Genomic DNA, 26,303 nt, shown 5'->3' with positions numbered 1-26,303 from the left:
ACCCGAGATCGGAGATCACCGGTGACTCTCACCTTCCACTGGTTCCTGCCCACCAACGGCGACAGCCGCCACGTCGTCGGAGGCGGCCACGGCGCCCCCGTCACCGCGACCGGCGGCGACCGCCCGCCCGCCGTCCGCTACCTCGCCCAGATCGCCCGCGCCGCCGAGGACCTCGGCTTCGAAGGAGCCTTGACCCCCACCGGCGCCTGGTGCGAGGACGCCTGGCTGACCACGGCCATGGTCAGCCAGCACACCGAACGGCTGAAGTTCCTGGTCGCCTTCCGGCCCGGCTTCGTCTCGCCCACGCTCGCCGCACAGATGGCCTCCACCTTCCAGCGCCAGTCCGGGGGGCGCCTGCTGCTCAACGTGGTGACGGGCGGCGAGAGCCAGGAGCAGCGGGCCTACGGGGACTTCCTCGACAAGGACGCGCGCTACGCCCGTACCGGCGAGTTCCTGGAGATCGTCCGTGACCTGTGGGACGGCAGGACGGTGAACCTGAAGGGCGAGCACCTCACCGTCGAGGACGCCCGGCTGACGCGTCTCCCCGAACCGGTGCCCCAGGTGTACTTCGGCGGTTCCTCACCCGCCGCAGGGGTGGTCGCGGCGCGGCACGCGGACGTCTACCTCACGTGGGGCGAACCGCCCGCGCAGGTCGCCGAGAAGATCGCCTGGATACGCGGGCTCGCGGAGCGGGAGGGGCGCGCCCTCCGCTTCGGCATCCGCCTCCACGTCATCGCCCGGGACACCTCCGAGCAGGCATGGGCGGAGGCCGACCGCCTCCTGGCCGGCTTCGATCCCGCGACCGTACGCACCGTCCAGGAAGGCCTGGCCCGCAGCGAGTCCGACGGACAGAAGCGGATGCTCGCCCTGCACGGCGGCGGCCGTGACGGCCTGGAGATCCACCCCAACCTGTGGGCGGGCATCGGGCTGGTCCGCGGCGGCGCGGGCACCGCGCTGGTCGGCAGCCACGAGGAGGTCGCCGACCGCATCGAGGAGTACCACCGCCTCGGTATCGACGAGTTCGTCCTCTCCGGCTACCCCCACCTGGAGGAGGCGTACTGGTTCGGCGAGGGTGTCCTGCCCCGGCTCGCGGCGCGCGGACTCTGGGCCCACCCGGACTCCCCGGCCATCGCCGAGCCCGCCCTGGCGCGAGCGACGTCCGGGGCCTGAGGGCCGGACACCTGACCCGTCCGGCCGTCCGGCCCCGCGCGGGTGCCGGGCGGGCCGGGCGTCACTCCCAGAGCGGGGACGGCACCTCGCGCCGCAGGACCGGGGCGATCTCCTCGGCGAACCGCTGGAGTGTCTCCAGCTGTTCGGCGTGCGACAGCCCGAAACCGTCCACGGTGACCGACTGCAGATCGTGCCGGTACACCGCGTGGTAACCGAGGATCTTGTCGATGATCTGCAGAGGTGAGCCGATGAGCTGGGGCCCGTCGGCAATCGCCTCCTCGATCGTGCGGAAGGGGGTGTTGTAGCCCGCCCTGCCCTCCAGGTGCGGCCTGAACGACTGGGCGACCTTGGCCTCGTACAGCTCCTTGTAGCGCGTGACGGCCTGTCGCGTGGTGTCCGCGATCAGCAGCCCTCCGGACCCCGCCGCCACCCGCGCCCCGGCCGGATCGTGTCCGTAGGCCTCGAACCGCTCCCGGTAGTACGCGATCAGCCGGGCGTAGGCCGCACGGGGCTGGATGGCGTTGGCCGTGAACAGCGGATCGCCGTGCTTCGCCGCGAGCTCCGGGGAATTGCGGCTGGTCGCCGAGCCGTGCCAGACGCGTGGCGCACCGGCGTACGGACGCGGCAGGGTCGTCACCCCCTTCAGCGGCGGACGGAACTCACCCTCCCAGTCCACCCCCTCCTCGGTCCACAGCCTCCGCAGCAGCTCGTACTTCTCCTTCTGCAGGTCCCACTGCCGCTCCTCGTCCAGTCCGAACAGGTCGAAGTGGCCCGCCTCCGCGCCCTTGCCCACGACCAGCTCGATCCGGCCCCGGGAGATCTGGTCGAGCGTCGCGAAGTCCTCCGCCACCCGCACCGGATCGAGGATCGCCACGACGGTGACGCCCGTCAGCAGCCTGATCCGGGAGGTCCGCGCAGCCAGCGCGCCGAGGACCACGCCGGGGCTCGACGAGAGGAACGGACCGGCGTGCCGCTCACCGACCGCGTAGGCGTCGAAGCCGAGCCGCTCCGCCTCCGCACCGGTCTCGATCACCTCGCGGAACCGCTGCGCGGCCGAGGGGAGTTCGCCCGTCAGCGGGTGCGGGGCATGCCCGATGAGGGAGAGCACGGAGAACTTCACAGGGGTTCCTTCCGTAGTCGCGGGGCCGGCGGAGGTGTATCAGACAGCGGCGAGGCCGAGATGGCCGCGCAGGGTCCGGGCGGTGTACCCGGTACGGAAGAGCCCGCGGCGTTGCAGCGCGGGCACCAGCCCGGCGACGATCGCGTCCAGGTCGTCGGGGAGCACCGCGGGCCGCAGCCGGAAGCCGTCGGCGTCACCGTCGCGGAACCACTCCTCCAGGAGGTCCGCCAGGTCCTCGGGGGTGCCGGTGAACACGGCCGCGTCCGAGGTGAAAGGAGTCCCCGCGGCCTCGTCCAGTTCGGCCAGGCGCCCCTCGGCCGCCTTCGGGCTCTCACCCAGTACGACGTTCACGTCGGCGAAGACACGGAGCGCTCCGGCGGGGCGCCCCTCCTCCTCGCGCAGCGCCTCCACCTCCGCACGTATGGCGACCAGATGGGCGGTGTCCGCGGGGGTCACCAGGACGACGTCGCCGTGCGAGGCCGCCAGACGGTACGGGACGGTGGCGTGCGCGAGCAGCGTCACCGGCGGTCTGCCCTGCGGGGTCGGCACGTCCTTCTCCCAGGCGGCCGTCGCCTCCGTGAGGAACTCGGCTGCCCGTGCGAAGAGTTCGGCCACCCGGGCGTCCCCCTCGGGGGTCCCGAGCAGCGCCAGCAGCCGCGCGTGGTCCGGGCCGCTCGTCGTCGCCCTCGGCCGCACCCCCGCCCGCCCCTCGCTCAGCTGGTCGAGTGTCGCGACCCGCGTCGCCAAGGCCACCGGATCCCCCGTCGTCGGCCCCAGCGGGACGAGTCCGATTCGGTCGGTGACCTGCGCCGCCAGGGCGAGCAGCAGCCCGGAGTCGAGCCTCCCGGGGCCGTCCTCCACCGTGATGAAGTCCAGCAGCCCGGCCTCGGCCCCGCGCACCAGGGACGCGTACTCCCCGGGCGTGAACGGCCGCGCGGGAGCGGCGGGATGGGACCCGGCACCGTCGAGCGCCACCGACAGATGAATGTTCTCGTGTGCGGTCATCCTTCCACTGTCCCCGCGTCGTATTGCGCCCGTGTGGCGGCGGTGTGGCACGGCCCCGGAGCACGGCCGAGGGGCGGCTCCCCTCCGTGGAGCCGCCCCTCTTCCCGCTGCGGGCCGTCAGCGCCCGTCGGCGAGCATCTCCTCGACGCCGGCCCGGATCTCGTCCGTCGCCAGGCCGCGGATCGTCAGGGTCGTGCGCCGGCGCAGCACGTCGTCGGCCGTCTCGGCCCACTCACGGTCGCGCGCGTACGCCACCTGGGCCCAGATCTCGGGGGCGTCCGGGTGGACGCGCTCGGCCAGCGCCGGGTTCTCCTCCGCCATCCGCGCGATGTCGAAGGAGAGCGAACCGTAGTGCGTCGCGAGGTGCCGGGCCGTGTCCGCGGCCATCCGCGGCCCCGGTGCCCCGCCGCCGGCCAGCAGCCGGTGCGCGACCGCGTTCGGGCTGGCGATGCCGGGCAGCGGCATCTTCCTCGGCAGCCGGGCCATGGGCTCCATGTCCTCGGCGAGAGGGTGCCCGGGCAGCTCGGCCAGCTTGTTCATCACCGTGCGCCCGATGTGCCGGAACGTCGTCCACTTACCGCCCGCGACCGACAGCATCCCGCCCCGGCCCTCGGTCACGACCGTCTCCCGCTTGGCCTTGGACGTGTCACCCGGGCCGCCCGGCAGCACACGCAGTCCGGCGAAGGAGTACGTGATCAGGTCACGGGACAACTGCTGGTCCCGTACGGAGAACGCCGCCTCGTCCAGGATCTGCGCCGTGTCCTTCTCGGTGACCGCGACATCGGCCGGATCACCCTCGTACTCCTCGTCGGTCGTACCGAGCAGCAGCATGTCCTCCCACGGCAGGGCGAACGTGATGCGGTACTTGTCGATCGGCGTCGCCAGCGCGGCCTTCCACGGGCGGGTGCGCTTGAGGACGAGGTGTGCCCCCTTGGACAGGCGTATGGAGGGCGCCGCGTTCGGGTCCTCCAGCTTGCGCAGGTGGTCGACCCACGGGCCGGTGGCGTTCAGCACGAGCCTGGCGTCGACGCCGAACTCCGTGCCGTCCTGACGGTCCTCCAGCTCGGCCCCCGTGACCCGGCCCCTGGTGAACCGCAGTCCGGTGACCGCGGCGTGGTTGAGGACGACGGCGCCCGCGTCCACGGCCGCGCGGACCGTCATCAGCGCCATCCGGGCGTCGTTCATCTGGTCGTCGCCGTAGACCGCGACGGCCTTCAGGTTGTCCGTGCGCAGCTCCGGCACGTCGCGCCGGGCCCGGGCCGGGCTGATCACATGGCCGACGCCGTCACCGAACGCGGACAGCGCGGAGTAGGCGAAGACGCCCGCACCGAGCTTGGCCGCGCCGTGCGGCCCGCCCTTGTAGACGGGCAGGTAGAAGGTGAGCGGGTTGGCCAGGTGCGGGGCGACCTGGCGGGAGACCGCGCGCCGCTCGAAGTGGTTCTCCGCGACCAGCTTCACCGCGCCGGTCTGGAGGTAGCGCAGACCGCCGTGGAGCAGCTTGGAGGAGGCGGAGGAGGTGGCGCCGGCGAAGTCGCCGGCGTCCACCAGGGCCACCCGCAGCCCGGACTGCGCCGCATGCCAGGCGGTGGAGATGCCCAGGATGCCGCCGCCGATCACCAGGAGGTCGTACGTCGCCTCGGAAAGCCGCTCCCGGGTCTCGGCGCGGCTCGGAAGGGAGCCGGAGGCCGGATGCGTCCCGAGGGCGGGGACGCTCTGCAGGGTGGTCATGTCGATTGCTCCTCAGCTCTCTTCGTCCTCGATCCAGCCCATGGTCCGTTCGACGGCCTTGAGCCAGCTCTTGTACTCGCGGTCACGGGTGGCCGCGTCCATACGGGGGGTCCACTCGGCGGCCCGGCGCCAGTTGGCGCGCAGCGCGTCGGTGTCCGGCCAGAAGCCGACGGCGAGACCGGCGGCGTAGGCGGCGCCGAGGCAGGTGGTCTCGGCGACCATCGGGCGTACCACCGGTGCGTCCAGGAAGTCGGAGAGGGTCTGCATCAGCAGGTTGTTGGAGGTCATGCCGCCGTCGACCTTCAGCGCGGTCACCTCGACGCCGGAGTCCTTGGTCATGGCGTCGCTGATCTCGCGCGTCTGCCAGGCGGTGGCCTCGAGCACGGCACGGGCGATGTGCGCCTTGGTGACGTACCGGGTGAGGCCGGCGATGACACCGCGGGCGTCCGGACGCCAGTACGGGGCGAACAGGCCGGAGAACGCGGGCACGAAGTACGCGCCGCCGTTGTCCTCGACGGAGGACGCGAGCGTCTCGATCTCGGCCGCCGACTTGATCAGGCCCATCTGGTCGCGCATCCACTGGACCAGCGATCCGGTGACCGCGATGGACCCCTCCAGGGCGTACACCGCCTTCTGGTCTCCGATCCGGTACCCGACGGTCGTCAGCAGCCCGTTGTACGAGTTCACGGGGGTGTGGCCGGTGTTGATCAGCATGAAGGTGCCGGTGCCGTACGTGGACTTGGCCTCGCCCTGGGCGAAACACGTCTGGCCGAAGAGCGCGGCCTGCTGGTCACCGAGCGCCGAGGCGACCGGGACACCGTCCAGCACCCCGCCCTTGGCGTTCCCGTAGACCTCGGCGGAGGACCGGATCTCCGGCAGCACGGCGGACGGGATGCCGATGGAGCTGAGGATCTTCTCGTCCCACTGCATCGTGTGCAGGTTCATCAGCAGGGTGCGCGAGGCGTTGGTGACATCGGTGACGTGGACCCCGCCGTCGGTCCCGCCGGTCAGGTTCCAGATGACCCAGGAGTCCATGGTGCCGAAGAGGATCTCGCCGCGCTCGGCGCGCTCCCGCAGCCCCTCGACGTTGTCGAGCAGCCAGCGGACCTTGGGGCCCGCGAAGTACGAGGCGAGCGGCAGCCCGGTCTCGCGGCGGAAGCGGTCCTGGCCGACGTTGCGGCCGAGCTCCTTGCAGAGCGCGTCGGTGCGGGTGTCCTGCCAGACCAGCGCGTTGTGGACCGGCTCGCCGGTGTTCTTGTCCCAGAGCAGGGTGGTCTCGCGCTGGTTGGTGATGCCGATCGCCTTGACGTCGGCGGCGGTGATGCCCGCCTTGACGATCGCTCCGGCGACGACCTCCTGGACGTTCTCCCAGATCTCCTTGGCGTCGTGTTCGACCCAGCCCGGCTTCGGGAAGATCTGCTCGTGCTCCTTCTGGTCGACGGAGACGATCCGGCCGTCCTTGTCGAAGACGATGCAACGGCTGGACGTGGTGCCCTGGTCGATGGCCGCGATGAACGGGCCGGTGGTGTGTGCGTCGGTCACGGTGTGCTCCCGGAAGTCTGTGTGAGGTGCGGGCTGTGGCTCAGGCGAAGGCGAGGTTGTAGAGACCGCCCGCGAGCGCGGCCCCGATGAGCGGTCCTACCACCGGTACCCAGGCGTAGCCCCAGTCCGAACCGCCCTTGTTCGGAAGCGGCAGCAACGCGTGCACGATCCGCGGGCCCAGGTCGCGCACCGGGTTGATGGCGTAACCGGTCGGGCCGCCGAGCGACAGGCCGATGCCGACGACCACCAGCGAGGTGATCAGGGCGCCGAGCGTGCCGAGGCCGTTGCCCTCGTTGTTGAGGCCCTGCGTGAGGATCGCCAGGATCAGCACGGCGGTGGCGATGATCTCCGTGACCATGTTCTGCACGGCATTGCGGATCTCCGGGCCCGTGCTGAAGACACCGAGCACGGGCCCGGCCTTCGGCGCTGCCGCCTGGTCGACCAGTCCCTCCTCGCCCGGCTGGTTCCGCATGATCTCCGGATCCGTGAGGTGCGCGTGGAACTGGCCGTAGTACACGGCCCAGACCAGCACCGCACCGATCATCGCGCCGAGCAGCTGGGAGGCGATGTACAGGGGTACGTCGCTCCACGGGGTGCCGCCCTGGATCGCCAGGCCGAGCGTGACCGCCGGGTTGAGGTGTGCGCCGGACACTCCGGACGCGATGTAGGCGCCGGTCAGCACGGCGAAACCCCACCCGAAGGTGATGGCCAGCCAGCCGGCGTTCTGCGCCTTGGAGCGCTTGAGCGTGACGGCGGCACAGACACCGCCGCCGAGCAGGATGAGTATGGCGGTACCGATGGTCTCGCCGATGAAGATGTCGGAGCTGGACACCCGCGACTCCTTTGTCCTTCGTCCAGGGGAAGGCGAAACACCGGGTCCCTCCGGTGGATCGCGCCCGAGGTGGGTACCCCTCGGAAGAGGGAGACACCGCCTTGAGGGCTTGACCGGCCCTCGGCACTGTCACACCCTAACGCGTATTGCCGTTAGGTGTTCGGCAATGCCGACCGGTGAGCGGCAATGTTTCTCCCCGATGAGGGGTGCGTCAAGAGGTGTGTGACGTGCGACTCGATCGTTACGGGACCCGGGGGTGCCCGCGAGCGCGTTCCGCCGGTGCGCCGCGGAGCACCTCAGTGGCACGTGTGTGGCCGTGCGGGCGGGGCTGGGCGTACCTCACGGCGGGCGGTGCCGGGTGCTTCCCGTGGGCGTCGTGCGGAGGCTTCGCGGGGGAGTCCGGAGCGCGTGGTGTCCGTACGGGGGGAGGCGCTCAGAAGCGTCCGGCCCCCAGGTCGCGGGAGACGGCGCGCGCGCAGTCCCGGACGGCCGCGACCAGTTCGGGGCGCAGCTCGCCCCCCGCGCAGACACGCTCCACCGCACCCGTCACCGCCACGGCGCCGACGGGCATCCTGCGCCGGTCGTGGACGGGGGCGGCCACCGCCGCCACGCCCTCCCAGGTCTCCTCGACGTCGGAGGCCCAGCCTTGCGCCCTGATCAGGTCGAGCAGTGACTCGAACTCCGTCTCGTCCGTGACGGTGCGCGGCGTGAAGGACCGCCGTTCCACCTCGGTGACCTCGCTGTGGGCGACCGGGTCGTAGGCGGAGAGGACCTTGCCCAGGGCGGTGGAGTGCAACGGCTGCATGGCTCCGACCTCGAGAACCTGGCGGCTGTCGTCCGGCCGGAAGACGTGGTGGACGATCAGGACGCCGTGCTGGTGCAGAACGCCCAGGTGCACGCTCTCGCCGCTGGACCGGGCCAGGTCGTCGGTCCACACCAGCGCCCGTGCCCGGAGCTCGTGCACGTCCAGGTAGCTGTTCCCCAGCCGCAGCAGTTCGGCGCCCAGCTGGTAGCGGCCGGACGCCGTGTCCTGCTCCACGAAGCCCTCGTGCTGGAGCGTGCGCAGGATGCCGTGCGCCGTGCCCTTGGCCAGGCCGAGCGAGGACGCGATGTCGGACAGGCCGAGCCGACGCTCGCCGCCTGCCAGCAGACGCAGCATGGCCGCTGCCCGCTCGAGCGACTGGATGTTCTTCGCCATCGCGCCGTACTCCTCCACCTCGGTTCGACAATGCTGAACACTATCGGTCGATGCCGACCTCTGTCCGGTGGCGCGAAGATTATGCGTCACACCCCTGAGTGGGCCCGTTCCCCGCACAGCATGCAGTCCGCCCCGTGGGACAAGGCGACCGCCCCGGTCGCCTCCCGGCTACGCTGGCCGCGTGCCCCCTCTGCAGAAGGGCGCAAAGCCGACAGCCGTCGCATCCCAGGGAGAACATCCATGGCCTCGTCGCCGACCCCCACAGCCGACAGCCGGAACCGAGCCGCAGCGCTCCGTGAGGCGCTCGCCACCCGGGTGGTGGTGGCCGACGGCGCCATGGGCACCATGCTCCAGGCGCAGGACCCCACCCTCGAGGACTTCCAGAACCTCGAAGGGTGCAACGAGGTCCTGAACGTCACCCGGCCCGACATCGTCCGCTCGGTGCACGAGGAGTACTTCGCGGTCGGCGTGGACTGCGTCGAGACCAACACCTTCGGGGCCAATGCCTCCGCCCTGGGTGAGTACGACATCCCCGGCCGGATCCACGAACTCTCCGAGGCCGGCGCGCGCATCGCCCGCGAGGTCGCCGACCGGTTCACCGAGGAGACGGGGCAGCAGCGCTGGGTGCTCGGCTCCATCGGACCCGGCACCAAGCTGCCGACGCTCGGACACGCCCCCTACACGGTCCTGCGCGACGGCTTCCAGCAGAACGCCGAGGGCCTGATCGCGGGCGGCGCCGACGCCCTCATCATCGAGACCACCCAGGACCTCCTGCAGACCAAGGCCGCCGTGCTGGGTGCGCGGCGCGCGCTGGAGGCCATGGGCAGCGACCTCCTGGTGCTGTGCTCCCTCGCCTTCGAGACGACCGGCACCATGCTGCTCGGCTCCGAGATCGGCGCCGCGCTGACCGCGCTCGAACCGCTCGGTGTCGACATGATCGGCCTGAACTGCTCGACCGGCCCCGCCGAGATGAGCGAGCACCTCCGCTACCTCACGCGCCACTCCCGCATCCCGCTGCTCTGCATGCCGAACGCCGGGCTGCCGGTGCTCACCAAGGACGGCGCGCACTTCCCGCTCGACGCGGAAGGCCTGGCCGACGCCCAGGAGACCTTCGTCCAGGAGTACGGCCTCTCCCTCGTCGGCGGCTGCTGCGGCACCACGCCTGAGCACCTGAGGCAGCTCGTCGAGCGGGTCCGCGGCTCCGAGCTCACCCCCCGGGACCCCCGCCCCGAGCCGGGTGCCGCCTCGCTCTACCAGTCCGTGCCGTTCCGCCAGGACACCTCGTACCTCGCGATCGGCGAGCGTACGAACGCCAACGGGTCCAAGAAGTTCCGCGAGGCCATGCTCGAGGCCCGCTGGGACGACTGCGTGGAGATGGCCCGCGACCAGATCCGCGAGGGCGCGCACATGCTCGACCTCTGCGTCGACTACGTGGGCCGCGACGGCGTCGCCGACATGGAGGAACTGGCCGGCCGCTTCGCCACCGCCTCCACGCTGCCGATCGTGCTGGACTCCACCGAGGTGCCCGTCCTGCGCGCCGGTCTGGAGAAGCTCGGCGGCCGGGCCGTACTGAACTCCGTCAACTACGAGGACGGCGACGGCCCCGAGTCCCGCTTCGCGAAGGTCGCCGGGCTGGCCGCCGAGCACGGCGCCGCCCTGATCGCGCTGACCATCGACGAGGAGGGCCAGGCCCGCACCGTCGAGCACAAGGTCGCCATCGCCGAACGGCTCATCGAGGACCTCACCACCAACTGGGGCATCCACGAGGCGGACATCCTCATCGACTGCCTGACCTTCACGATCTGTACGGGTCAGGAGGAATCCCGCAAGGACGGGATCGCCACGATCGGCGCCATCCGCGAGCTGAAGCGCCGCCACCCCGACGTGCAGACCACCCTCGGCCTGTCCAACATCTCCTTCGGCCTGAACCCGGCCGCCCGCGTCGTCCTGAACTCCGTCTTCCTGGACGAGTGCGTGAAGGCGGGTCTGGACTCCGCGATCGTGCACGCCTCCAAGATCCTTCCGATCGCCCGGCTGGAGGAGGAGCAGGTCAAGGTCGCACTCGACCTGATCCACGACCGGCGCGAAGAGGGCTACGACCCCCTCCAGCGGCTCATGGAGCTCTTCGAGGGCGTCAACATGAAGTCGATGAAGGCGGGCAAGGCCGAGGAACTCCTGGCCCTGCCGCTCGACGAGAGGCTCCAGCGCCGCATCATCGACGGCGAGAAGAACGGGCTGGAGGCCGACCTCGACGAGGCGCTGGGAACCACGCCCGCCCTCGACATCGTCAACAACACCCTCCTCGAGGGCATGAAGGTCGTCGGTGAGCTCTTCGGCTCCGGCCAGATGCAGCTGCCCTTCGTGCTCCAGTCGGCCGAGGTCATGAAGACCGCGGTGGCCTACCTCGAACCGCACATGGAGAAGACCGACGCCGAGGGCAAGGGCACCATCGTGCTGGCCACCGTCCGGGGCGACGTCCACGACATCGGCAAGAACCTCGTCGACATCATCCTGTCCAACAACGGCTTCAACGTCGTCAACCTGGGCATCAAGCAGCCCGTCTCCGCGATCCTGGAAGCCGCCGAGGAGCACCGCGCCGACGTGATCGGGATGTCGGGCCTGCTGGTGAAGTCCACCGTGATCATGAAGGAGAACCTGGAGGAGCTGAACCAGCGCAAGCTGGCGGCCGACTACCCGGTGATCCTCGGAGGCGCCGCCCTCACCCGGGCCTACGTGGAGCAGGACCTGCACGAGATCTACGAGGGCGAGGTCCGCTACGCCCGCGACGCGTTCGAGGGCCTGCGCCTGATGGACGCCCTCGTCGCGGTCAAGCGCGGTGTCCCTGGCGCCGTCCTCCCCGAGCTGAAGCAGCGCCGGGTCCCCAAGCGGGACACCGCGCGGATCGAGGTCGTGGAGCCGGAGGACGGCGTGCGGTCCGACGTCTCCGTCACCAATCCCGTCCCCGAGCCGCCGTTCTGGGGCACCCGGGTCGTTAAGGGCATCCAGCTCAAGGAGTACGCGTCCTGGCTGGACGAAGGCGCCCTGTTCAAGGGCCAGTGGGGACTCAAGCAGGCCCGCGCAGGCGACGGCCCCACGTACGAGGAGCTCGTGGAGCGGGAGGGCCGCCCGCACCTGCGCGGCTGGCTCGACAAGCTCCACACCGAGAACCTGCTGGAAGCCGCCGTCGTCTACGGCTACTTCCCCTGCGTCTCCAAGGGCGACGACCTGATCCTGCTGCACGAGGACGGCTCGGAGCGGACCCGCTTCACCTTCCCCCGCCAGCGCCGGGGCCGCCGCCTCTGCCTCGCGGACTTCTTCCGCCCCGAGGAGTCGGGGGAGACGGACGTGATCGGGCTCCAGGTCGTCACGGTCGGATCCAGGATCGGCGGCGCCACCGCGGAGCTCTTCGAGTCGAACTCCTACCGCGACTACCTGGAGCTGCACGGGCTGTCCGTGCAGCTGGCGGAGGCGCTCGCCGAGTACTGGCACGCTCGCGTCCGCAGCGAGCTCGGCTTCGCAGGGGAGGACCCCTCCGACGTCGAGGACATGTTCGCGCTGAAGTACCGCGGGGCGCGCTTCTCCTTGGGTTACGGGGCCTGCCCCGACCTGGAGGACCGGGCGAAGATCGCCACGCTCCTGGAGCCCGAGCGGATCGGCGTGCACCTGTCCGAGGAGTTCCAGCTGCACCCGGAGCAGTCCACGGACGCCATCGTCATCCACCACCCCGAGGCGAAGTACTTCAACGCACGGTAAGCCTTTGTTCAGCGCGCGGTGAGCGGCGCTCCGCGCGCCGTACGCGGACGAGTCGTAGAATGGTCGGTCCAGCGCAGGCCGGTCGTCGTTCCCACCGGGGAGACGGCCGGCCTTCTCGTCCCTCATGGAGGTGTGCCGGATGACCAGTACGGTCCCCGCGTCCCTGACCCGTACCACCGAAGGTTCGGCGCTGCAAGCTGTCCTGCTCGACATGGACGGCACCCTGGTCGACACCGAAGGATTCTGGTGGGACGTGGAGGTCGAGGTCTTCGCCGACCTCGGGCACCGGCTGGACGAGGCGTGGCGGGACGTGGTCGTCGGCGGGCCGATGACCCGCAGTGCCGGATACCTCATCGAGGTCACCGGCGCCGCCGTCACGCTCGAGAAGCTCACGGTGCTGCTCAACGACCGCTTCGAGGAGCGCATCGGGCACGGGGTGCCGCTGATGCCCGGCGCGGCCCGGTTGCTCGCCGAGCTCGCGGCGAACGAGGTCCCCACCGCTCTGGTCTCCGCCTCCCACAGGCGCATCATCGACCGGGTCCTGGACTCGGTCGGCCGTCACCACTTCGCCCTCACGATCGCGGGCGACGAGGTCACCCGCACCAAGCCGCACCCCGATCCCTATCTCGCGGCGGCGGCGGGCTTCGGGGCGGACCCCTGGCGCTGCGCGGTCGTCGAGGACACGGCGACGGGCGTCGCCGCGGCGGAGGCGGCGGGCTGCCGCGTCGTCGCCGTACCCTCCGTGGCGCCCATCGCCCCGGCGCCGGGGAGAGCGGTCGTGCCCTCCTTGGAGCAGGTGGATCTCGCCTTCCTGCGCGGCCTGATCACCCCTGCCTGAGAGAGCGGTTTCTCGGCGGGGGTGTGTCTTTCCGGCGACGCCCCCCGCGTGCAAATCAGGTCCATGTCAATAAGTGCATCTAGGTGCAGGCGTGATGTTCGTCACTCCACGTGACGTCGGACGTCCCTCAAGATCGACCCGGCTGTCCGTTTTGGGCGCCCATAAGTCCGGGTTGGTGGGTCCGTGCACGAAACATTCCCGGACGCGACATGGACAACCCGTGATCGGTGATCACCGAGTGGATACGCCCGTGATCGGCACCGGTCAAGTCCCGCTGCGGCGCCTACTAATCTCGTTTTTCTCACATGCCGGAATGAGGGAGAACGTCCAGATGAACCGCAAGACGCTGGTGTTGCCGGCCGTAGTAGGCCTGCTCGCGCCTGTGCTCGCCGCCTGTGGTGGGTCGGACGACGGGGGCGATGCCATCGTGGTCGGGACGACGGACCAGTTCATCGCCTCGGCGGACAACCCCGCCCCGCTCGACCCGGCGATCGGCTACGAGGCGGGGGTCTGGAACGTGCTGCGCCAGACCGTGCAGACCCTGACCCACATACCGCGGGGCGGTGGGGAGCCGGTCCCCGAGGCGGCCGAGAGCTGCGCCTTCACGGACACGGAGAACGAGAGCTACCGCTGCACGCTGCGCGACGGCCTCACGTTCGCCGACGGCACCCCCGTCACTCCGGAGGACGTGAAGTACTCCATCCAGCGCGTCATCGACATCAAGGACGAGAGCGGCCCGGTCGGTCTGCTGGCCAACATCGACACGATCGAGACCAAGGGCGAGAACCAGGTCGTCTTCCACCTGCGCACCTCGGACGCGACCTTCCCCTACAAGCTCGCCACCCCGCCCGCCGGCATCGTCCAGAAGGACAAGTACCCGGCGAAGTCGGCGCGCGAGGGCTTCCAGGTCGACGGCTCCGGCCCGTACACGATGAAGCCGGAGGTCGAAGGCGACCAGGTCGTCAAGGTGGTCTTCACCAAGAACCCGAAGTACAAGGGTGATCTGAAGGTCAACAACGAAAAGGTCGAGCTGGACCTCTTCCCCGACGCCACGGCGATGGGCAAGGCGCTCGACGAGAAGAAGATCGACATGATGACGCGCACCATGTCGCCCGAGCAGGCCCAGCAGATGCTGGCGAAGCCCAAGGAGGGTGTGAAGCTCACCGAGATGCCCGGCCTCGCCATCAGCTACCTGGCGTTCAACACCGAGGACCCGGTGGTGAAGAACAAGGCCGTCCGCCAGGCCATGGCCCAGGTCATCGACCGCGGTTCCATCGCGAGCAAGGTCTACGGCAGCACCGCCGAGCCGCTGTACTCGCTGATTCCGTCCGGCATCACCAGCCACACCAACTCGTTCTACAACCAGTACGGCGAGCCCAGCGTGGAGGCGGCCGCCGGGATGCTGGACAAGGCGGGCATCAGCACGCCGGTCAAGTTCACCCTGCACTACACGACGGACCACTACGGTCCCGCCACCAAGACCGAGTTCGAGGCGATTGCCGAGCAGCTCAACGACACGAAGCTCTTCGATGTCGACGTCCAGGGCACCCCGTGGGACAAGTACCGCCCGGCCCAGAAGAAGGGTGACTACGCGGTCTACGGCATGGGCTGGTTCCCCGACTTCCCGGACCCGGACACCTACATCGCGCCGTTCCTCGACGAGGACAACTTCCTCAACTCGCCGTACAAGTCGACCGAGGCGCAGAAGACGCTCATCCCGCAGTCCCGTCGCGAGGCGGACCGCAGCGCCGCGTCGCCGGCCTTCGAGAAGCTCCAGGACATCGTTGCCACCGACGTCCCCGTGCTCCCCATCTGGCAGGGCAAGCAGTACGTCGCCTCGCTCGACGGGGTGACCGGTGTCGAATGGTCCGTCAACTCATCGGCCGATCTTCAGCTCTGGGAGCTGGGCCGCGGCAACTCCTGACGCGGACGTCCCACGAGACCGGCGCGGGCCGGGGCCGACCGGCCCCGGCCCGCGCCGGTCTCGTTCTGGGGCACCCGCCTCACTGGGCCCCGGGGCGCACCAGGCCGCTCTCGTAGGCGTAGACGGCGGCCTGCACGCGGTCGCGCAGGCTCAGCTTCGTCAGCACGTGTCCCACGTGCGTCTTGACCGTCGTCTCGCTCACGAACAGGTCGGCCGCGATCTCCGCGTTGGACAGGCCGCGCGCCACGAGCTTCAGCACCTCGACCTCGCGCTCGGTGAGGGTGTGCAGGGCGTCGGGGACGGGCTCCTCGCCCGACGGCAGATGATCGGCGTACTTGTCGAGCAGCCGGCGCGTGATGCTCGGTGCCAGCATCGCCTCTCCGGCGGCCACCACCCGGATCGCCTGCACCAGCTCGTTGGCGGGCGCGTCCTTCAGCAGGAAGCCGCTGGCTCCGGCGCGCAGCGCCTCGACCACGTACTCGTCGAGGTCGAACGTCGTCAGGACCAGCACCTTCGCCGGACCGTCCCGGCCGGGGCCGGTGATCTGGCGGGTCGCCTCCACCCCGTCCATCCGCGGCATCCGGATGTCCATGAGCACGACATCGGGCTGCAGGGCCCGTACCTGGTCGATGGCCTGCAGGCCGTCACCGGCCTCACCGACCACCGCGAGGTCGCCCTCCGCCTCCAGGATCATCCGGAAGCCCGTGCGCAGCAGTGGTTGGTCATCGACCAGCAGGACGCGGATAGCCACGTAATCTCCTTAAGGACCTTCGAGGGCCACCGGTTGGCCGGCCTCGGACGGCACCGGCTCCATTCTGCCCTGCACACCCTCCACGGGTTCGGCAGGGCGGACCGACAGCGGATAGACCGGGGGAGTCCCGCCGAACTCGGGGCAGACCGCCCGGTGATCGCACCAGCCGCACAGCTTCGTCGGTCTCGGCCGCCACTCACCCGTCTCCGTCGCCAGCCGGATCGCGTCCCACAGCGCCAGCAGCTTGCGCTCGACCCGTTCGAGGTCGGCGGGGACCGGGTCGTACGTCAGGACGTCGCCACTGCCGAGATAGACCAGCTGGAGCCGGCGCGGCACCACGTTCTTCAGGCGCCAGATCACCAGGGCGTAGAACTTCATCTGGAACAGCGCGCCCTCGGCGTACTCCGGCCGCGGTGCCTTGCCCGTCTTGTAGTCCACGATGCGGACCTCGCCCGTGGGAGCCACGTCGATCCGGTCGATCACCCCACGCAGCCGCAGCCCCGAGTCCAGTTCCGTCTCGACGAACAGCTCCCGCTCGGCCGGCTCCAGACGGGTCGGGTCCTCCAGCGAGAACCACCGCTCCACGAGCCGCTCCGCCTCACCCAGCCACCCCGCGAGCCGCTCGCCCTCCGGATCCCCCGCGAAGAGCTCCGTCAGCTCGGGCTTCGACTCCAGCAGCCGGTCCCACTGCCCGGGGATCAGCGCCTTGGCCCTCGGCGCCGTACGGTCCACCGCCGGCGCGTCGAAGAGCCGCTCGAGCACCGCATGCACGAGCGTGCCACGGGTAGCAGCCTCACTGGGCTTCTCGGGCAGTTTGTCGATGACCCGGAAGCGGTACAGCAGAGGGCACTGCATGAAATCGCTCGCGCGCGACGGCGACAGGGACGAGGGTGGCTGAGGCGGGCGCGGTACGGACGTCATGTCGCAGACCCTACGGCCCGCCACCGACATCCAGCGGCATACCATCGACCACAGAGCTCGCGCACAGCATGACCGTGGCACAGGCCACCGACCGAAGGGACCCCGTGGACGAGAGCGGCGACAGCGGGCGCCCGCAGCCCGGCGCAGGGGGAACGGACCCCGGCACCGGACCGGACAAGGGCGGGCCGCGACGCCCGGAAGACCCCGGCGGCGGCCTCCTCATGGGCCGTCCCTTCGGCGTGCCCGTCTACGTGGCACCCAGCTGGTTCGTCGTCGCGGCCCTCATCACCTGGGTCTTCGGCGGCCAGCTCGACCGGGTCCTGCCCGAGCTCGGCGGGGCCCGTTACCTGGTGGCACTCTTCTTCGCCATCGCCTTCTACGCGTCCGTCCTCGTCCACGAGCTCGCTCACACCGTCGCCGCGCTGCGATACAAGCTGCCCGTGCGCCGCATCCAGCTCCAGTTCTTCGGCGGTGTCTCCGAGATCGAGAAGGAGTCGGAGACCCCGGGCCGGGAGTTCGTCCTCGCCTTCGTCGGGCCCCTGCTCTCCCTGGTACTCGGTGGCCTCTTCTACATCCCGCTTCAGTTCGTCGAGGCGGGGACCGTACCCGGTGTGCTCCTCGCCGGCCTGATGATCTCCAACCTCATCGTCGCCGCGTTCAACCTGCTGCCCGGCCTGCCCCTGGACGGCGGCCGGATGCTCCGCGCGGTCGTATGGAAGATCACAGGCAAGCCCATGAGCGGCACCGTCGCCGCCGCCTGGGTCGGCAGGGGCCTGGCCGTCACGGTGCTCATCGGTCTGCCCCTCCTCACCCATACCGGCGCCCTCGGCAACGCCACCAGCGAGATCAGCGGCGTGGAGACCGTCACCGACGCCCTGCTCGCCGCGATCCTCGCCGGAATCATCTGGACCGGCGCCGGCAACAGCCTGCGCATGGCACGGCTGCGCGAGCACCTCCCCGACCTGCGGGCCCGCACCCTCACCCGGCGCGCCGTGCCCGTCGAGTCCGCCACCCCGCTCTCCGAGGCCCTGCGCCGGGCCAACGAGGCGGGCGCCCGCGCCCTGGTCGTGGTCGACGGACAGGGCAGCCCCAAGGGCGTCGTCCGGGAGGCGGCCATCGCCGGCGTCCCCGAACACCGCAGGCCCTGGGTGGCCGTCAGCAGCCTCGCCCAGGACCTCACCGACGGCATGAAGGTCCCCGCCGAACTCGCGGGCGAAGCCCTCCTCGACCGGCTGAAGGCCACCCCGGCCACCGAGTACCTGGTCGTCGAGGAGACCGGTGAGATCTACGGCGTCCTGTCCACGGCCGACGTCGAGCACGCGTTCGTCAAGGCCATGGCCCGTCCTTCGGCCTGACACCCGGAAAGCGGCTCTCGAATTACCGGTAGGCTGGTCACATGTCCGAACCGACCGGTGCCGCCCGCCGTCGCGGCCCATTCAAAGTCGGGGACCAGGTCCAGCTCACCGACCCCAAGGGACGCCACTACACCTTCACGCTCGAGGCCGGAAAGAACTTCCACACCCACAAGGGTTCTTTCCCCCACGACGAGCTGATCGGTGCTCCCGAGGGCAGTGTTGTCCGTACCACGGGAAACGTCGCCTACCTCGCGCTGCGCCCCCTGCTCCCCGACTACGTCCTGTCCATGCCCCGCGGTGCCGCCGTGGTCTACCCCAAGGACGCGGGGCAGATCCTGGCCTTCGCCGACATCTTCCCCGGCGCACGCGTCGTGGAAGCGGGAGTCGGCTCCGGAGCGCTCAGCACCTTCCTGCTGCGCGCCATCGGTGAGCAGGGCATGCTGCACTCCTACGAGCGCCGCGAGGACTTCGCCGAGATCGCCCAGCAGAACGTCGAGCGCTACTTCGGCTCGCCGCACCCCGCGTGGGAACTCACCGTCGGCGACCTCCAGGACAACCTCTCGGACACCGACGTCGACCGCGTCGTCCTGGACATGCTCGCCCCCTGGGAGTGCCTGGAGGCCGTCTCCAAGGCCCTGGTACCCGGCGGCATCCTCTGCGCCTACGTCGCGACCACGACCCAGCTCTCGCGGACCGTCGAGTCCATCCGCGAGATCGGCTGCTTCGCGGAACCGCAGCCCTGGGAGTCGATGATCCGCAACTGGCACGTCGAGGGACTGGCCGTGCGGCCCGACCACCGGATGATCGGCCACACCGGCTTCCTCGTCACCGCCCGCCGTCTCGCGGACGGCGTCGAACCGCCGCTGCGCCGCCGCCGCCCCTCCAAGGGTGCCTACGGCGAGGACTACGACGGTCCCGGCAGCCGCAGCGGATCAGCCGCCCGCGACTGACGCGCAACGCGCAGGCGCCGCCGCCGAGTTCCCCGGACCGACCCGGGAGCCCGACGGCGGCGCCTTTCCGTGGCCCGGGACGGCCCCGCCGTTCCCCTCGGGTGTGAGGTGTGGCACGATGCTGGCCACCCCCCGCCCGCCGGCCCCGTTCGGCATCGCCTGTCCAGGCCCTCCAGGAACCACAGGAGACATACCGCGTGCAGACCTCCGCGCTCCCGGACCTCGCGCACACCGACGCCAAGCCGGTGCACTGGCTCGCGACGGCCACGGCGATGGCAGCCGTCGTCGCCCTCGCGGGAATGCTCCAGCCGGACGCGGCCACCGCGACGGCCTCGGCGTCCGAGCACCGCGTCACCACGCAGCAGGGCGCGGCCCCGCCCGCGAAGGCGCCCGACCCGGCCGGCGCGGCCTTCCCGCTCGACTGCGGCGCCTCGGGGCGGACCGTGGCCGACAGCGCTCCCGGAGACCTGGACGGGGACGGAGAGCCCGAGACCGTCGCGGTGGTCCACTGCGCCGCGGGGTCCGGCACCCCACCCCAGGGCATCTATGTCCTGACACAGCGGAGCGGGGCCGCACCCCGGGTCGTGGCGACCCTGGTGGACCCCGCCCAGAAGCTGACGGTGACCGATTTCACCGTCCGCGACGGTCTGGTCTCGGCGACCCTGCTCGGCTACTCCTCGACCGACGTACCGCGCTGCTGCCCCGACGAGCGGGAGAGCGCGACCTGGGAGTGGAAGGGCAACGCCTTCGTCAGGTCCACCGGTTCCGGCGGGAGCGCCGCGCGGGCCGCCTGAGCGGTCACTCCGCGTCCGGCCCTCACTCCGCGTCCGGCCCGAAGACCTCCACGCTGTCCGCGACGCGGCGCACGTGGATGCAGTCGCCCGGGCACTCCTTGGCCGAATCCACCACGTCCTGGAGCAGCGGCAGCGGCACCGGGGTGGTGGCGCCCTTGTCCTGGAGCAGCTCGTCCTCCGCGCTCTTCACGTACGCCAGACCATCGATGTCCAGCTCGAACACCTCGGGCGCGTACTGCACGCAGATGCCGTCGCCCGTACACAGATCCTGGTCGATCCAGACCTCGAGATCCTGGGTGTCGCTGTCGCCCGGAGCGTCCTGCTGCACGGTCATGTGTCCTGCCGTTCCCTGCGTGTCTGCACCAATTGAAGCCAGCCCTGACGGGTGTTGAACGCTTCGACGATACAACCGGCTGCTTTCCGGTGCCGAAGGGTGGGTATTCCCTTGGCGTGAGGGAGAGCGCAAGGGTGAAGATCGGACAGACTCCCGGGTCTTTGTGATCTAGGGGTTTCAATCATCACCCACCCAGGTAGGGTCAGGAAGCGTCCAGCTCCCCTTGGAGGAGGTGAGGACCGTGGCAGCCCACGACGACGACATCAACCGCGGCATCCGGCCCGGGCGGGGGTCAGAAGACCCAGCCGGCCAGGTTGCCTATCTCGAGCAGGAAATCGCCGTCCTGCGACGTAAGCTCGCCGACTCTCCGCGTCATACGAGGATTCTCGAAGAGCGGATCGTCGAGTTGCAGACCAACCTGGCAGGCGTGTCCGCGCAGAACGAGCGGCTCGCCGGCACACTCCGGGAGGCCCGCGACCAGATCGTGGCCCTCAAGGAGGAAGTCGACCGGCTCGCACAGCCGCCGGCCGGCTTCGGTGTCTTCCTGCAGGCCAACGAGGACGACACCTGCGACATCTTCACCGGGGGCCGCAAGCTCCGGGTGAACGTCAGCCCCAGCGTCGAGCTGGAAGGCCTCCGGCGAGGCCAGGAAGTCATGCTCAACGAAGCGCTCAACGTGGTCGAGGCCATGGAATTCGAGCGGGCCGGGGACATCGTCACCCTCAAGGAGATCCTCGAGGACGGCGAGCGCGCCCTGGTCGTCGGGCACACCGACGAGGAACGGGTGGTGCGGCTCGCCGAGCCCCTGCTGGACATCACCATCCGTCCCGGCGACGCCCTCCTGCTCGAACCCAGGTCCGGCTACGTCTACGAAGTGGTCCCCAAGAGCGAGGTCGAGGAGCTCGTTCTCGAAGAGGTCCCGGACATCGACTACGACAAGATCGGCGGTCTGGGTGACCAGATCGAACTGATCCGCGACGCGGTCGAGCTGCCGTACCTCCACCCGGACCTCTTCAAGGAGCACGAACTGCGCCCGCCGAAGGGCATCCTGCTCTACGGCCCTCCGGGCTGCGGCAAGACGCTCATCGCCAAGGCGGTCGCCAACTCGCTGGCCAAGAAGGTCGCCGAAGTCACCGGACAGCCCGCGGGGAAGAGCTACTTCCTCAACATCAAGGGGCCCGAGCTCCTCAACAAGTACGTCGGAGAGACCGAGCGGCACATCCGCCTCGTCTTCCAGCGTGCCCGGGAGAAGGCGAGCGAGGGCACCCCCGTCATCGTCTTCTTCGACGAGATGGAATCCCTCTTCCGCACCCGTGGTTCCGGGGTCAGCTCGGACGTGGAGAACACCATCGTCCCCCAGCTGCTCGCCGAGATCGACGGCGTGGAGGGCCTGGAGAACGTCATCGTCATCGGTGCCTCCAACCGTGAGGACATGATCGACCCCGCGATCCTGCGGCCCGGCCGTCTCGATGTGAAGATCAAGATCGAGCGTCCGGACGCGGAGGCGGCGAAGGACATCTTCGCGAAGTACCTCACCCCCTCGCTGCCGCTGCACTCGGACGACCTGGCCGAGCACACCGGCTCGAAGGAGGCGGCCGCGCACGCGATGATCCAGTCCGTCGTGGAGCGGATGTACACGGAATCCGAGGAGAACCGCTTCCTCGAGGTCACCTACGCGAACGGCGACAAGGAAGTCCTGTACTTCAAGGACTTCAACTCCGGAGCGATGATTCAGAACATCGTCGACCGGGCGAAGAAAATGGCCATCAAGGCATTCCTCGAGCAGGGCCAGAAGGGCCTGCGCGTCTCCCACCTCCTCCAGGCGTGCGTGGACGAGTTCAAGGAGAACGAGGACCTTCCCAACACCACGAACCCGGACGACTGGGCCAGGATTTCCGGAAAGAAGGGCGAGCGGATCGTGTTCATCCGCACACTCGTCACCGGAAAGCAGGGCGCGGACACCGGTCGCTCCATCGACACGGTGGCAAACACCGGACAGTACCTGTAAAACGCAGACCGGCTGCGGATTCCCGGAAGGGCATCCGCAGCCGGCCGTTTTCCCCGAAGTCCGGCCACACCCGAACAATGACGTAATTGATCTCCCCACCGGCGCAGAGGCGCTCTAGGCTCTGCGGTACCGCCGAGTCGCGCAGCGCGGGTACGGACACCGCACGCGTACCGGCCAGCAGCGGTACGTGAGCGCCGCTCCCGGACGGGAGCGACGCCGGGCAAGGAGGGCCGCATGACCGTACGGCGAGTAATGGGCATCGAGACGGAGTACGGGATCTCCGTCCCCGGTCAACCCAACGCCAATGCCATGCTCACCTCGTCCCAGATCGTCAACGCCTACGCGGCGGCGATGCACCGGGCGCGCCGCGCCCGCTGGGACTTCGAGGAGGAGAATCCGCTGCGTGATGCGCGAGGCTTCGACCTCGCCCGTGAGACCGCGGACTCCAGCCAGCTCACCGACGAGGACATCGGCCTGGCCAATGTCATCCTCACCAACGGTGCGCGGCTGTACGTCGACCACGCGCACCCCGAATACAGCTCACCCGAGATCACCAACCCTCTCGACGCGGTCCTCTGGGACAAGGCCGGCGAGCGGGTGATGGCCGAGGCCGCCGAGCGGGCGGCAGCCATCCCCGGGGCGCAGCCGATCCATCTGTACAAGAACAACACCGACAACAAGGGCGCGTCCTACGGCACGCACGAGAACTACCTGATGAAGCGGGAGACCCCGTTCTCGGACATCGTGCGCCACCTGACCCCGTTCTTCGTCTCCCGCCAGGTCGTCACCGGCGCGGGCCGGGTCGGCATCGGCCAGGACGGCCATGAGCACGGCTTCCAGATCAGCCAGCGGGCCGACTACTTCGAGGTCGAGGTCGGCCTCGAGACGACCCTCAAGCGCCCCATCATCAACACCCGCGACGAACCCCACTCCGACGCGGAGAAGTACCGCAGGCTGCACGTCATCATCGGCGACGCGAACCTCTCCGAGATCTCGACCTATCTGAAGCTCGGCACCACCTCGCTGGTCCTGGCCATGATCGAGGACGGCTTCATCAACGTCGACCTGGCCGTCGACCAGCCGGTGCGCACCCTGCACCAGGTCTCGCACGACCCGACGCTGAAACAGCTGATCACGCTGCGCAGCGGCAGGACACTCACCGCCGTGCAGCTCCAGATGGAGTACTTCGAGCTCGGCCGCAAGTACGTCGAGGAGCGGTACGGGGCCGACGCCGACGAACAGACCAAGGACGTCCTGGCCCGCTGGGAGGACACCCTGAACCGTCTGGAGAACGACCCGATGAGCCTGTCGGGCGAGCTGGACTGGATCGCCAAGCGGGAGCTCATGGAGGGCTACCGGCGCCGTGACGGCCTGGACTGGGACGCACCCCGGCTGCACCTGGTGGACCTCCAGTACGCCGATGTGCGGGCCGAGAAGGGCCTGTACAACCGTCTGGCGGCCCGCGGGAAGATCAAGCGCCTGCTGGACGAGGCCGACGTCGAGCGGGCCCGTACGAAGCCGCCCGAGGACACCAGGGCCTATTTCCGGGGCCGCTGCCTCGAGCAGTACGCCGACGACGTCGCCGCGGCCTCCTGGGACTCCGTGATCTTCGATCTGCCCGACCGTGACTCGCTCCAGAGGGTGCCCACCATGGAACCGCTGCGGGGTACACGTAGTCACGTCAAGGACCTCCTGGACCGGTGCCGCACCGCGGAAGAGCTGGTCCGCACGCTCACAGGGGGCTGAAAGGCGCTCCGGCTGGGAATCAATGAGATGACCTCCGGACGTTGAGGAAAGTACCGGGCCAATGTCGGACCCCGTAGGTAGGGTCTGATCAAGTGCTTCGAACCGAGCGGGGTGAGCTACATGGCGACCAAGGACACCGGCGGCGGACAGCAGAAGGCCACACGTTCCACCGAGGAGACCGAGGAGCAGGCGCAGGAAGCGCAGGCGTCCGAGGACCTCGCGGAGCGGCAGGAGAAGCTCAGCGAGGACGTGGACGACGTCCTGGACGAGATCGACGACGTACTCGAGTCCAATGCCGAGGATTTCGTTCGCTCGTTCGTTCAAAAGGGTGGCGAGTAGCAGTCGGCGACCGGATCGCCGGCCGACGGCCTGCCGCCGTCGGCCGGCGCCCGCCGGGGGACGCCCTCGTCCGTGCCCGCGCATCCAGCGGAGCGCGCTTCCACACCCCGGAACATGTTGATCACCGTCACAGTGCGGGTAGGGTCCGTGGCGTAGTGCTTCAACTGCAATTCGGCCATCGGCAAGTTGGGGATGATCCTGACTCCTTGCGCAGGGCCATCGCATACCTGGAGGGAAACGCGTGGAAGCCAACACTCGTAGCACCGGGCGTCTACCAGCTGCCTTCCTGACGCCGGGATCGTCCTCGTTCATGGACTTCCTGTCCGACCACTCACCCGAGATCCTTCCCGGCAACCGCAGCCTGCCGCCCCTGCAGGGCGCGATCGAGGCGCCGCACGGCACCACCATCGTGGCCGCCTCGTTCCCCGGCGGAGTGGTGCTGGCCGGTGACCGGCGGGCCACCATGGGCAACATGATCGCGCAGCGTGACATCGAGAAGGTCTTCCCGGCCGACGAGTACTCGGCAGTGGGCATCGCCGGCACGGCGGGACTGGCCGTGGAGATGGTCAAGCTGTTCCAGCTGGAGCTGGAACACTTCGAGAAGGTCGAGGGCGCCACGCTCTCCCTGGAGGGCAAGGCCAACCGGCTCTCCACGATGATCCGCAGCAATCTGGCGATGGCCATGCAGGGCCTCGCGGTCGTCCCGCTCTTCGCGGGGTACGACGTCGACCGCGAGAAGGGCCGGATCTTCTCGTACGACGTCACGGGCGGGCGCTCCGAGGAGCACGGCTACGCGGCCACCGGTTCCGGCTCGGTGTTCGCCCGCGGCTCCATGAAGAAGCTGTACCGCGACGACCTGACGGAGGAGCAGGCGCTCACCCTGGTCGTGCAGGCGCTGTACGACGCCGCGGACGACGACTCGGCGACCGGTGGCCCGGACGTGGCCCGCAGGATCTACCCGATCGTCACCGTCATCACCGACGAGGGCTTCCGCAAGCTGAACGACACGGAATCCTCGGAGATCGCGCGCGCGATCCTGGAGCGCCGGCTGGAGCAGCCCGACGGCCCCCGCGCCGCGCTGCTCTGACCGGTCCCAAGCTTCTCCGACGCACTCGTCACTGACAGAAAGGGACGGATAGCCGGTGTCGACGCCGTTCTATGTCTCACCCCAGCAGGCGATGGCCGACCGGGCGGAATACGCCCGCAAGGGCATCGCCCGTGGTCGCAGCCTGGTTGTGCTGCAGTACGCCGACGGCATTGTGTTCGTCGGCGAGAACCCGTCCCGCGCGCTGCACAAGTTCAGCGAGATCTACGACCGGATCGGCTTCGCCGCCGCCGGCAAGTACAACGAGTACGAGAACCTGCGGATCGGTGGTGTGCGCTACGCCGATCTGCGCGGCTACACCTACGACCGCGACGACGTGACGGCGCGTGGGCTGGCCAACGTCTACGCGCAGACTCTGGGCACCATCTTCTCCAGCGCGGCCGAGAAGCCGTACGAGGTGGAGCTGGTGGTCGCCGAGGTCGGGGCCGGCCCCGAGGGTGACCAGATCTACCGGCTGCCGCACGACGGCTCGATCGTGGACGAGCACGGCTCGGTCGCGGTCGGTGGCAACGCGGAGCAGATCAGCAGCTTCCTGGACCAGCGCCACCGGGACGGGATGTCGCTCGCCGAGGCGCTGAAGCTGGCGGTGCAGGCGCTGTCCCGCGAGGCCAACGGCAACGAGCGGGAGATTCCCGCCGAGCGGCTCGAGGTCGCGGTCCTGGACCGCACGCGGCCGCAGCAGCGCAAGTTCAAGCGGATCGTCGGACGGCAGCTGACCCGCCTGCTGGAGGCGGACGGCGCGGGTGCCACCCCGACGGACGCTCCGTCCGACACGGAGGAGCCGGAAAGCACCGCCACGCCGGAGGCCGGGACCGGCACCCCGGCGAAGGACCCCGAGAGTCCCTCCGGGGACAAGGGCGCGTCCGCCGAGGAATAGGTCACCCCTGACG

21 protein-coding genes are annotated in these 26,303 nt (G+C 69.8%); 12 read left to right on the top strand and 9 right to left on the bottom strand.

What is annotated here, in order from left to right; translation table 11 throughout:
• The first annotated feature begins 21 nt into the window (after positions 1–21).
• On the top strand, positions 22–1,170 hold the full coding sequence (locus ABZY45_RS15625; RefSeq protein ID WP_356740132.1) for an LLM class flavin-dependent oxidoreductase: 1,149 nt from the start codon (positions 22–24) through the stop codon (positions 1,168–1,170).
• Positions 1,171–1,231: 61 nt separating this feature from the next.
• On the opposite strand, the gene ABZY45_RS15620 is transcribed toward ABZY45_RS15625, so the two are convergent.
• The 6 genes from ABZY45_RS15620 to ABZY45_RS15595 all read right to left on the bottom strand — a co-directional run bounded on the left by ABZY45_RS15620 (position 1,232) and on the right by ABZY45_RS15595 (position 8,595).
• Entirely contained in the window at positions 1,232–2,290 is a 1,059-nt protein-coding gene (locus ABZY45_RS15620; RefSeq protein WP_356740130.1) for an LLM class flavin-dependent oxidoreductase, read from the bottom strand.
• Positions 2,291–2,329: 39 nt separating this feature from the next.
• Complete coding sequence (locus ABZY45_RS15615) at positions 2,330–3,295, bottom strand: LLM class flavin-dependent oxidoreductase (protein WP_356740128.1); 966 nt, start codon at positions 3,293–3,295, stop codon at positions 2,330–2,332.
• Between the two features lie 117 nt (positions 3,296–3,412).
• Positions 3,413–5,023 (bottom strand): glycerol-3-phosphate dehydrogenase/oxidase, encoded by a 1,611-nt coding sequence (locus ABZY45_RS15610; protein WP_356740126.1) that lies wholly within the window; start codon positions 5,021–5,023, stop codon positions 3,413–3,415.
• 12 nt (positions 5,024–5,035) lie between these two features.
• A complete protein-coding gene (glpK, locus tag ABZY45_RS15605) occupies positions 5,036–6,565 on the bottom strand; it encodes a glycerol kinase GlpK (protein WP_356740124.1) in 1,530 nt (509 codons plus the stop codon).
• Positions 6,566–6,605: 40 nt separating this feature from the next.
• A complete protein-coding gene (locus tag ABZY45_RS15600) occupies positions 6,606–7,397 on the bottom strand; it encodes an MIP/aquaporin family protein (protein WP_356740122.1) in 792 nt (263 codons plus the stop codon).
• A gap of 433 nt (positions 7,398–7,830) precedes the next feature.
• Complete coding sequence (locus ABZY45_RS15595) at positions 7,831–8,595, bottom strand: IclR family transcriptional regulator (RefSeq protein WP_356740120.1); 765 nt, start codon at positions 8,593–8,595, stop codon at positions 7,831–7,833.
• Between the two features lie 240 nt (positions 8,596–8,835).
• Here ABZY45_RS15595 and metH point away from each other — a divergent pair, with 240 nt between their 5' ends.
• The 3 genes from metH to ABZY45_RS15580 all read left to right on the top strand — a co-directional run bounded on the left by metH (position 8,836) and on the right by ABZY45_RS15580 (position 15,110).
• The gene (metH, locus tag ABZY45_RS15590; protein WP_356740118.1) at positions 8,836–12,348 is read left to right on the top strand and encodes a methionine synthase; all 3,513 of its coding nucleotides are present in this window, start codon (positions 8,836–8,838) and stop codon (positions 12,346–12,348) included.
• A 139-nt stretch (positions 12,349–12,487) separates the two neighbouring features.
• Positions 12,488–13,186 carry an HAD family phosphatase gene (locus tag ABZY45_RS15585; RefSeq protein WP_356740116.1) on the top strand — a complete coding sequence of 233 codons (699 nt, stop codon included), beginning with the start codon at positions 12,488–12,490 and terminating at the stop codon, positions 13,184–13,186.
• Positions 13,187–13,517: 331 nt separating this feature from the next.
• Positions 13,518–15,110, top strand: a complete 1,593-nt coding sequence (locus ABZY45_RS15580) for an ABC transporter substrate-binding protein (protein ID WP_356740449.1) — start codon at positions 13,518–13,520, stop codon at positions 15,108–15,110.
• Between the two features lie 79 nt (positions 15,111–15,189).
• Here the strand turns inward: ABZY45_RS15580 and ABZY45_RS15575 are convergent, their stop codons facing one another.
• Positions 15,190–15,861 carry a response regulator transcription factor gene (locus ABZY45_RS15575; RefSeq protein WP_145806554.1) on the bottom strand — a complete coding sequence of 224 codons (672 nt, stop codon included), beginning with the start codon at positions 15,859–15,861 and terminating at the stop codon, positions 15,190–15,192.
• Positions 15,862–15,870: 9 nt separating this feature from the next.
• Positions 15,871–16,716 carry a PD-(D/E)XK nuclease family protein gene (locus ABZY45_RS15570; RefSeq protein ID WP_356740447.1) on the bottom strand — a complete coding sequence of 282 codons (846 nt, stop codon included), beginning with the start codon at positions 16,714–16,716 and terminating at the stop codon, positions 15,871–15,873.
• A gap of 170 nt (positions 16,717–16,886) precedes the next feature.
• Here ABZY45_RS15570 and ABZY45_RS15565 point away from each other — a divergent pair, with 170 nt between their 5' ends.
• The 3 genes from ABZY45_RS15565 (at position 16,887) to ABZY45_RS15555 (ending at position 19,881) form a co-directional block, all read left to right on the top strand.
• Positions 16,887–18,137, top strand: a complete 1,251-nt coding sequence (locus tag ABZY45_RS15565) for a site-2 protease family protein (RefSeq protein ID WP_356740445.1) — start codon at positions 16,887–16,889, stop codon at positions 18,135–18,137.
• Between the two features lie 41 nt (positions 18,138–18,178).
• A complete protein-coding gene (locus ABZY45_RS15560; RefSeq protein ID WP_145806550.1) occupies positions 18,179–19,087 on the top strand; it encodes a tRNA (adenine-N1)-methyltransferase in 909 nt (302 codons plus the stop codon).
• A gap of 197 nt (positions 19,088–19,284) precedes the next feature.
• Positions 19,285–19,881: a hypothetical protein gene (locus tag ABZY45_RS15555; RefSeq protein ID WP_356740113.1), complete on the top strand. Its 597-nt coding sequence runs from the start codon at positions 19,285–19,287 to the stop codon at positions 19,879–19,881.
• A gap of 22 nt (positions 19,882–19,903) precedes the next feature.
• On the opposite strand, the gene ABZY45_RS15550 is transcribed toward ABZY45_RS15555, so the two are convergent.
• Positions 19,904–20,215, bottom strand: coding sequence for a ferredoxin (locus tag ABZY45_RS15550; protein WP_356740111.1), 312 nt, complete (start codon positions 20,213–20,215; stop codon positions 19,904–19,906).
• 241 nt (positions 20,216–20,456) lie between these two features.
• Here ABZY45_RS15550 and arc point away from each other — a divergent pair, with 241 nt between their 5' ends.
• The 5 genes from arc (at position 20,457) to prcA (ending at position 26,290) form a co-directional block, all read left to right on the top strand.
• Complete coding sequence (arc, locus tag ABZY45_RS15545; RefSeq protein WP_356740109.1) at positions 20,457–22,223, top strand: proteasome ATPase; 1,767 nt, start codon at positions 20,457–20,459, stop codon at positions 22,221–22,223.
• A 234-nt stretch (positions 22,224–22,457) separates the two neighbouring features.
• Positions 22,458–23,969: a depupylase/deamidase Dop gene (gene dop / locus ABZY45_RS15540; protein WP_356740107.1), complete on the top strand. Its 1,512-nt coding sequence runs from the start codon at positions 22,458–22,460 to the stop codon at positions 23,967–23,969.
• A 120-nt stretch (positions 23,970–24,089) separates the two neighbouring features.
• Positions 24,090–24,308: a ubiquitin-like protein Pup gene (locus ABZY45_RS15535; protein WP_033304546.1), complete on the top strand. Its 219-nt coding sequence runs from the start codon at positions 24,090–24,092 to the stop codon at positions 24,306–24,308.
• A gap of 241 nt (positions 24,309–24,549) precedes the next feature.
• Complete coding sequence (gene prcB, locus ABZY45_RS15530) at positions 24,550–25,395, top strand: proteasome subunit beta (protein WP_356740104.1); 846 nt, start codon at positions 24,550–24,552, stop codon at positions 25,393–25,395.
• Between the two features lie 55 nt (positions 25,396–25,450).
• Positions 25,451–26,290 carry a proteasome subunit alpha gene (gene prcA / locus ABZY45_RS15525; RefSeq protein ID WP_356740102.1) on the top strand — a complete coding sequence of 280 codons (840 nt, stop codon included), beginning with the start codon at positions 25,451–25,453 and terminating at the stop codon, positions 26,288–26,290.
• Positions 26,291–26,303 lie beyond the last annotated feature (13 nt).

Source organism: Streptomyces sp. NPDC006516, assembly GCF_040611875.1.
GTDB lineage: Bacteria > Actinomycetota > Actinomycetes > Streptomycetales > Streptomycetaceae > Streptomyces.
Note: the sequence above shows the minus strand (reverse complement) of the source record. Positions and strands in the feature narration are given on the sequence as shown.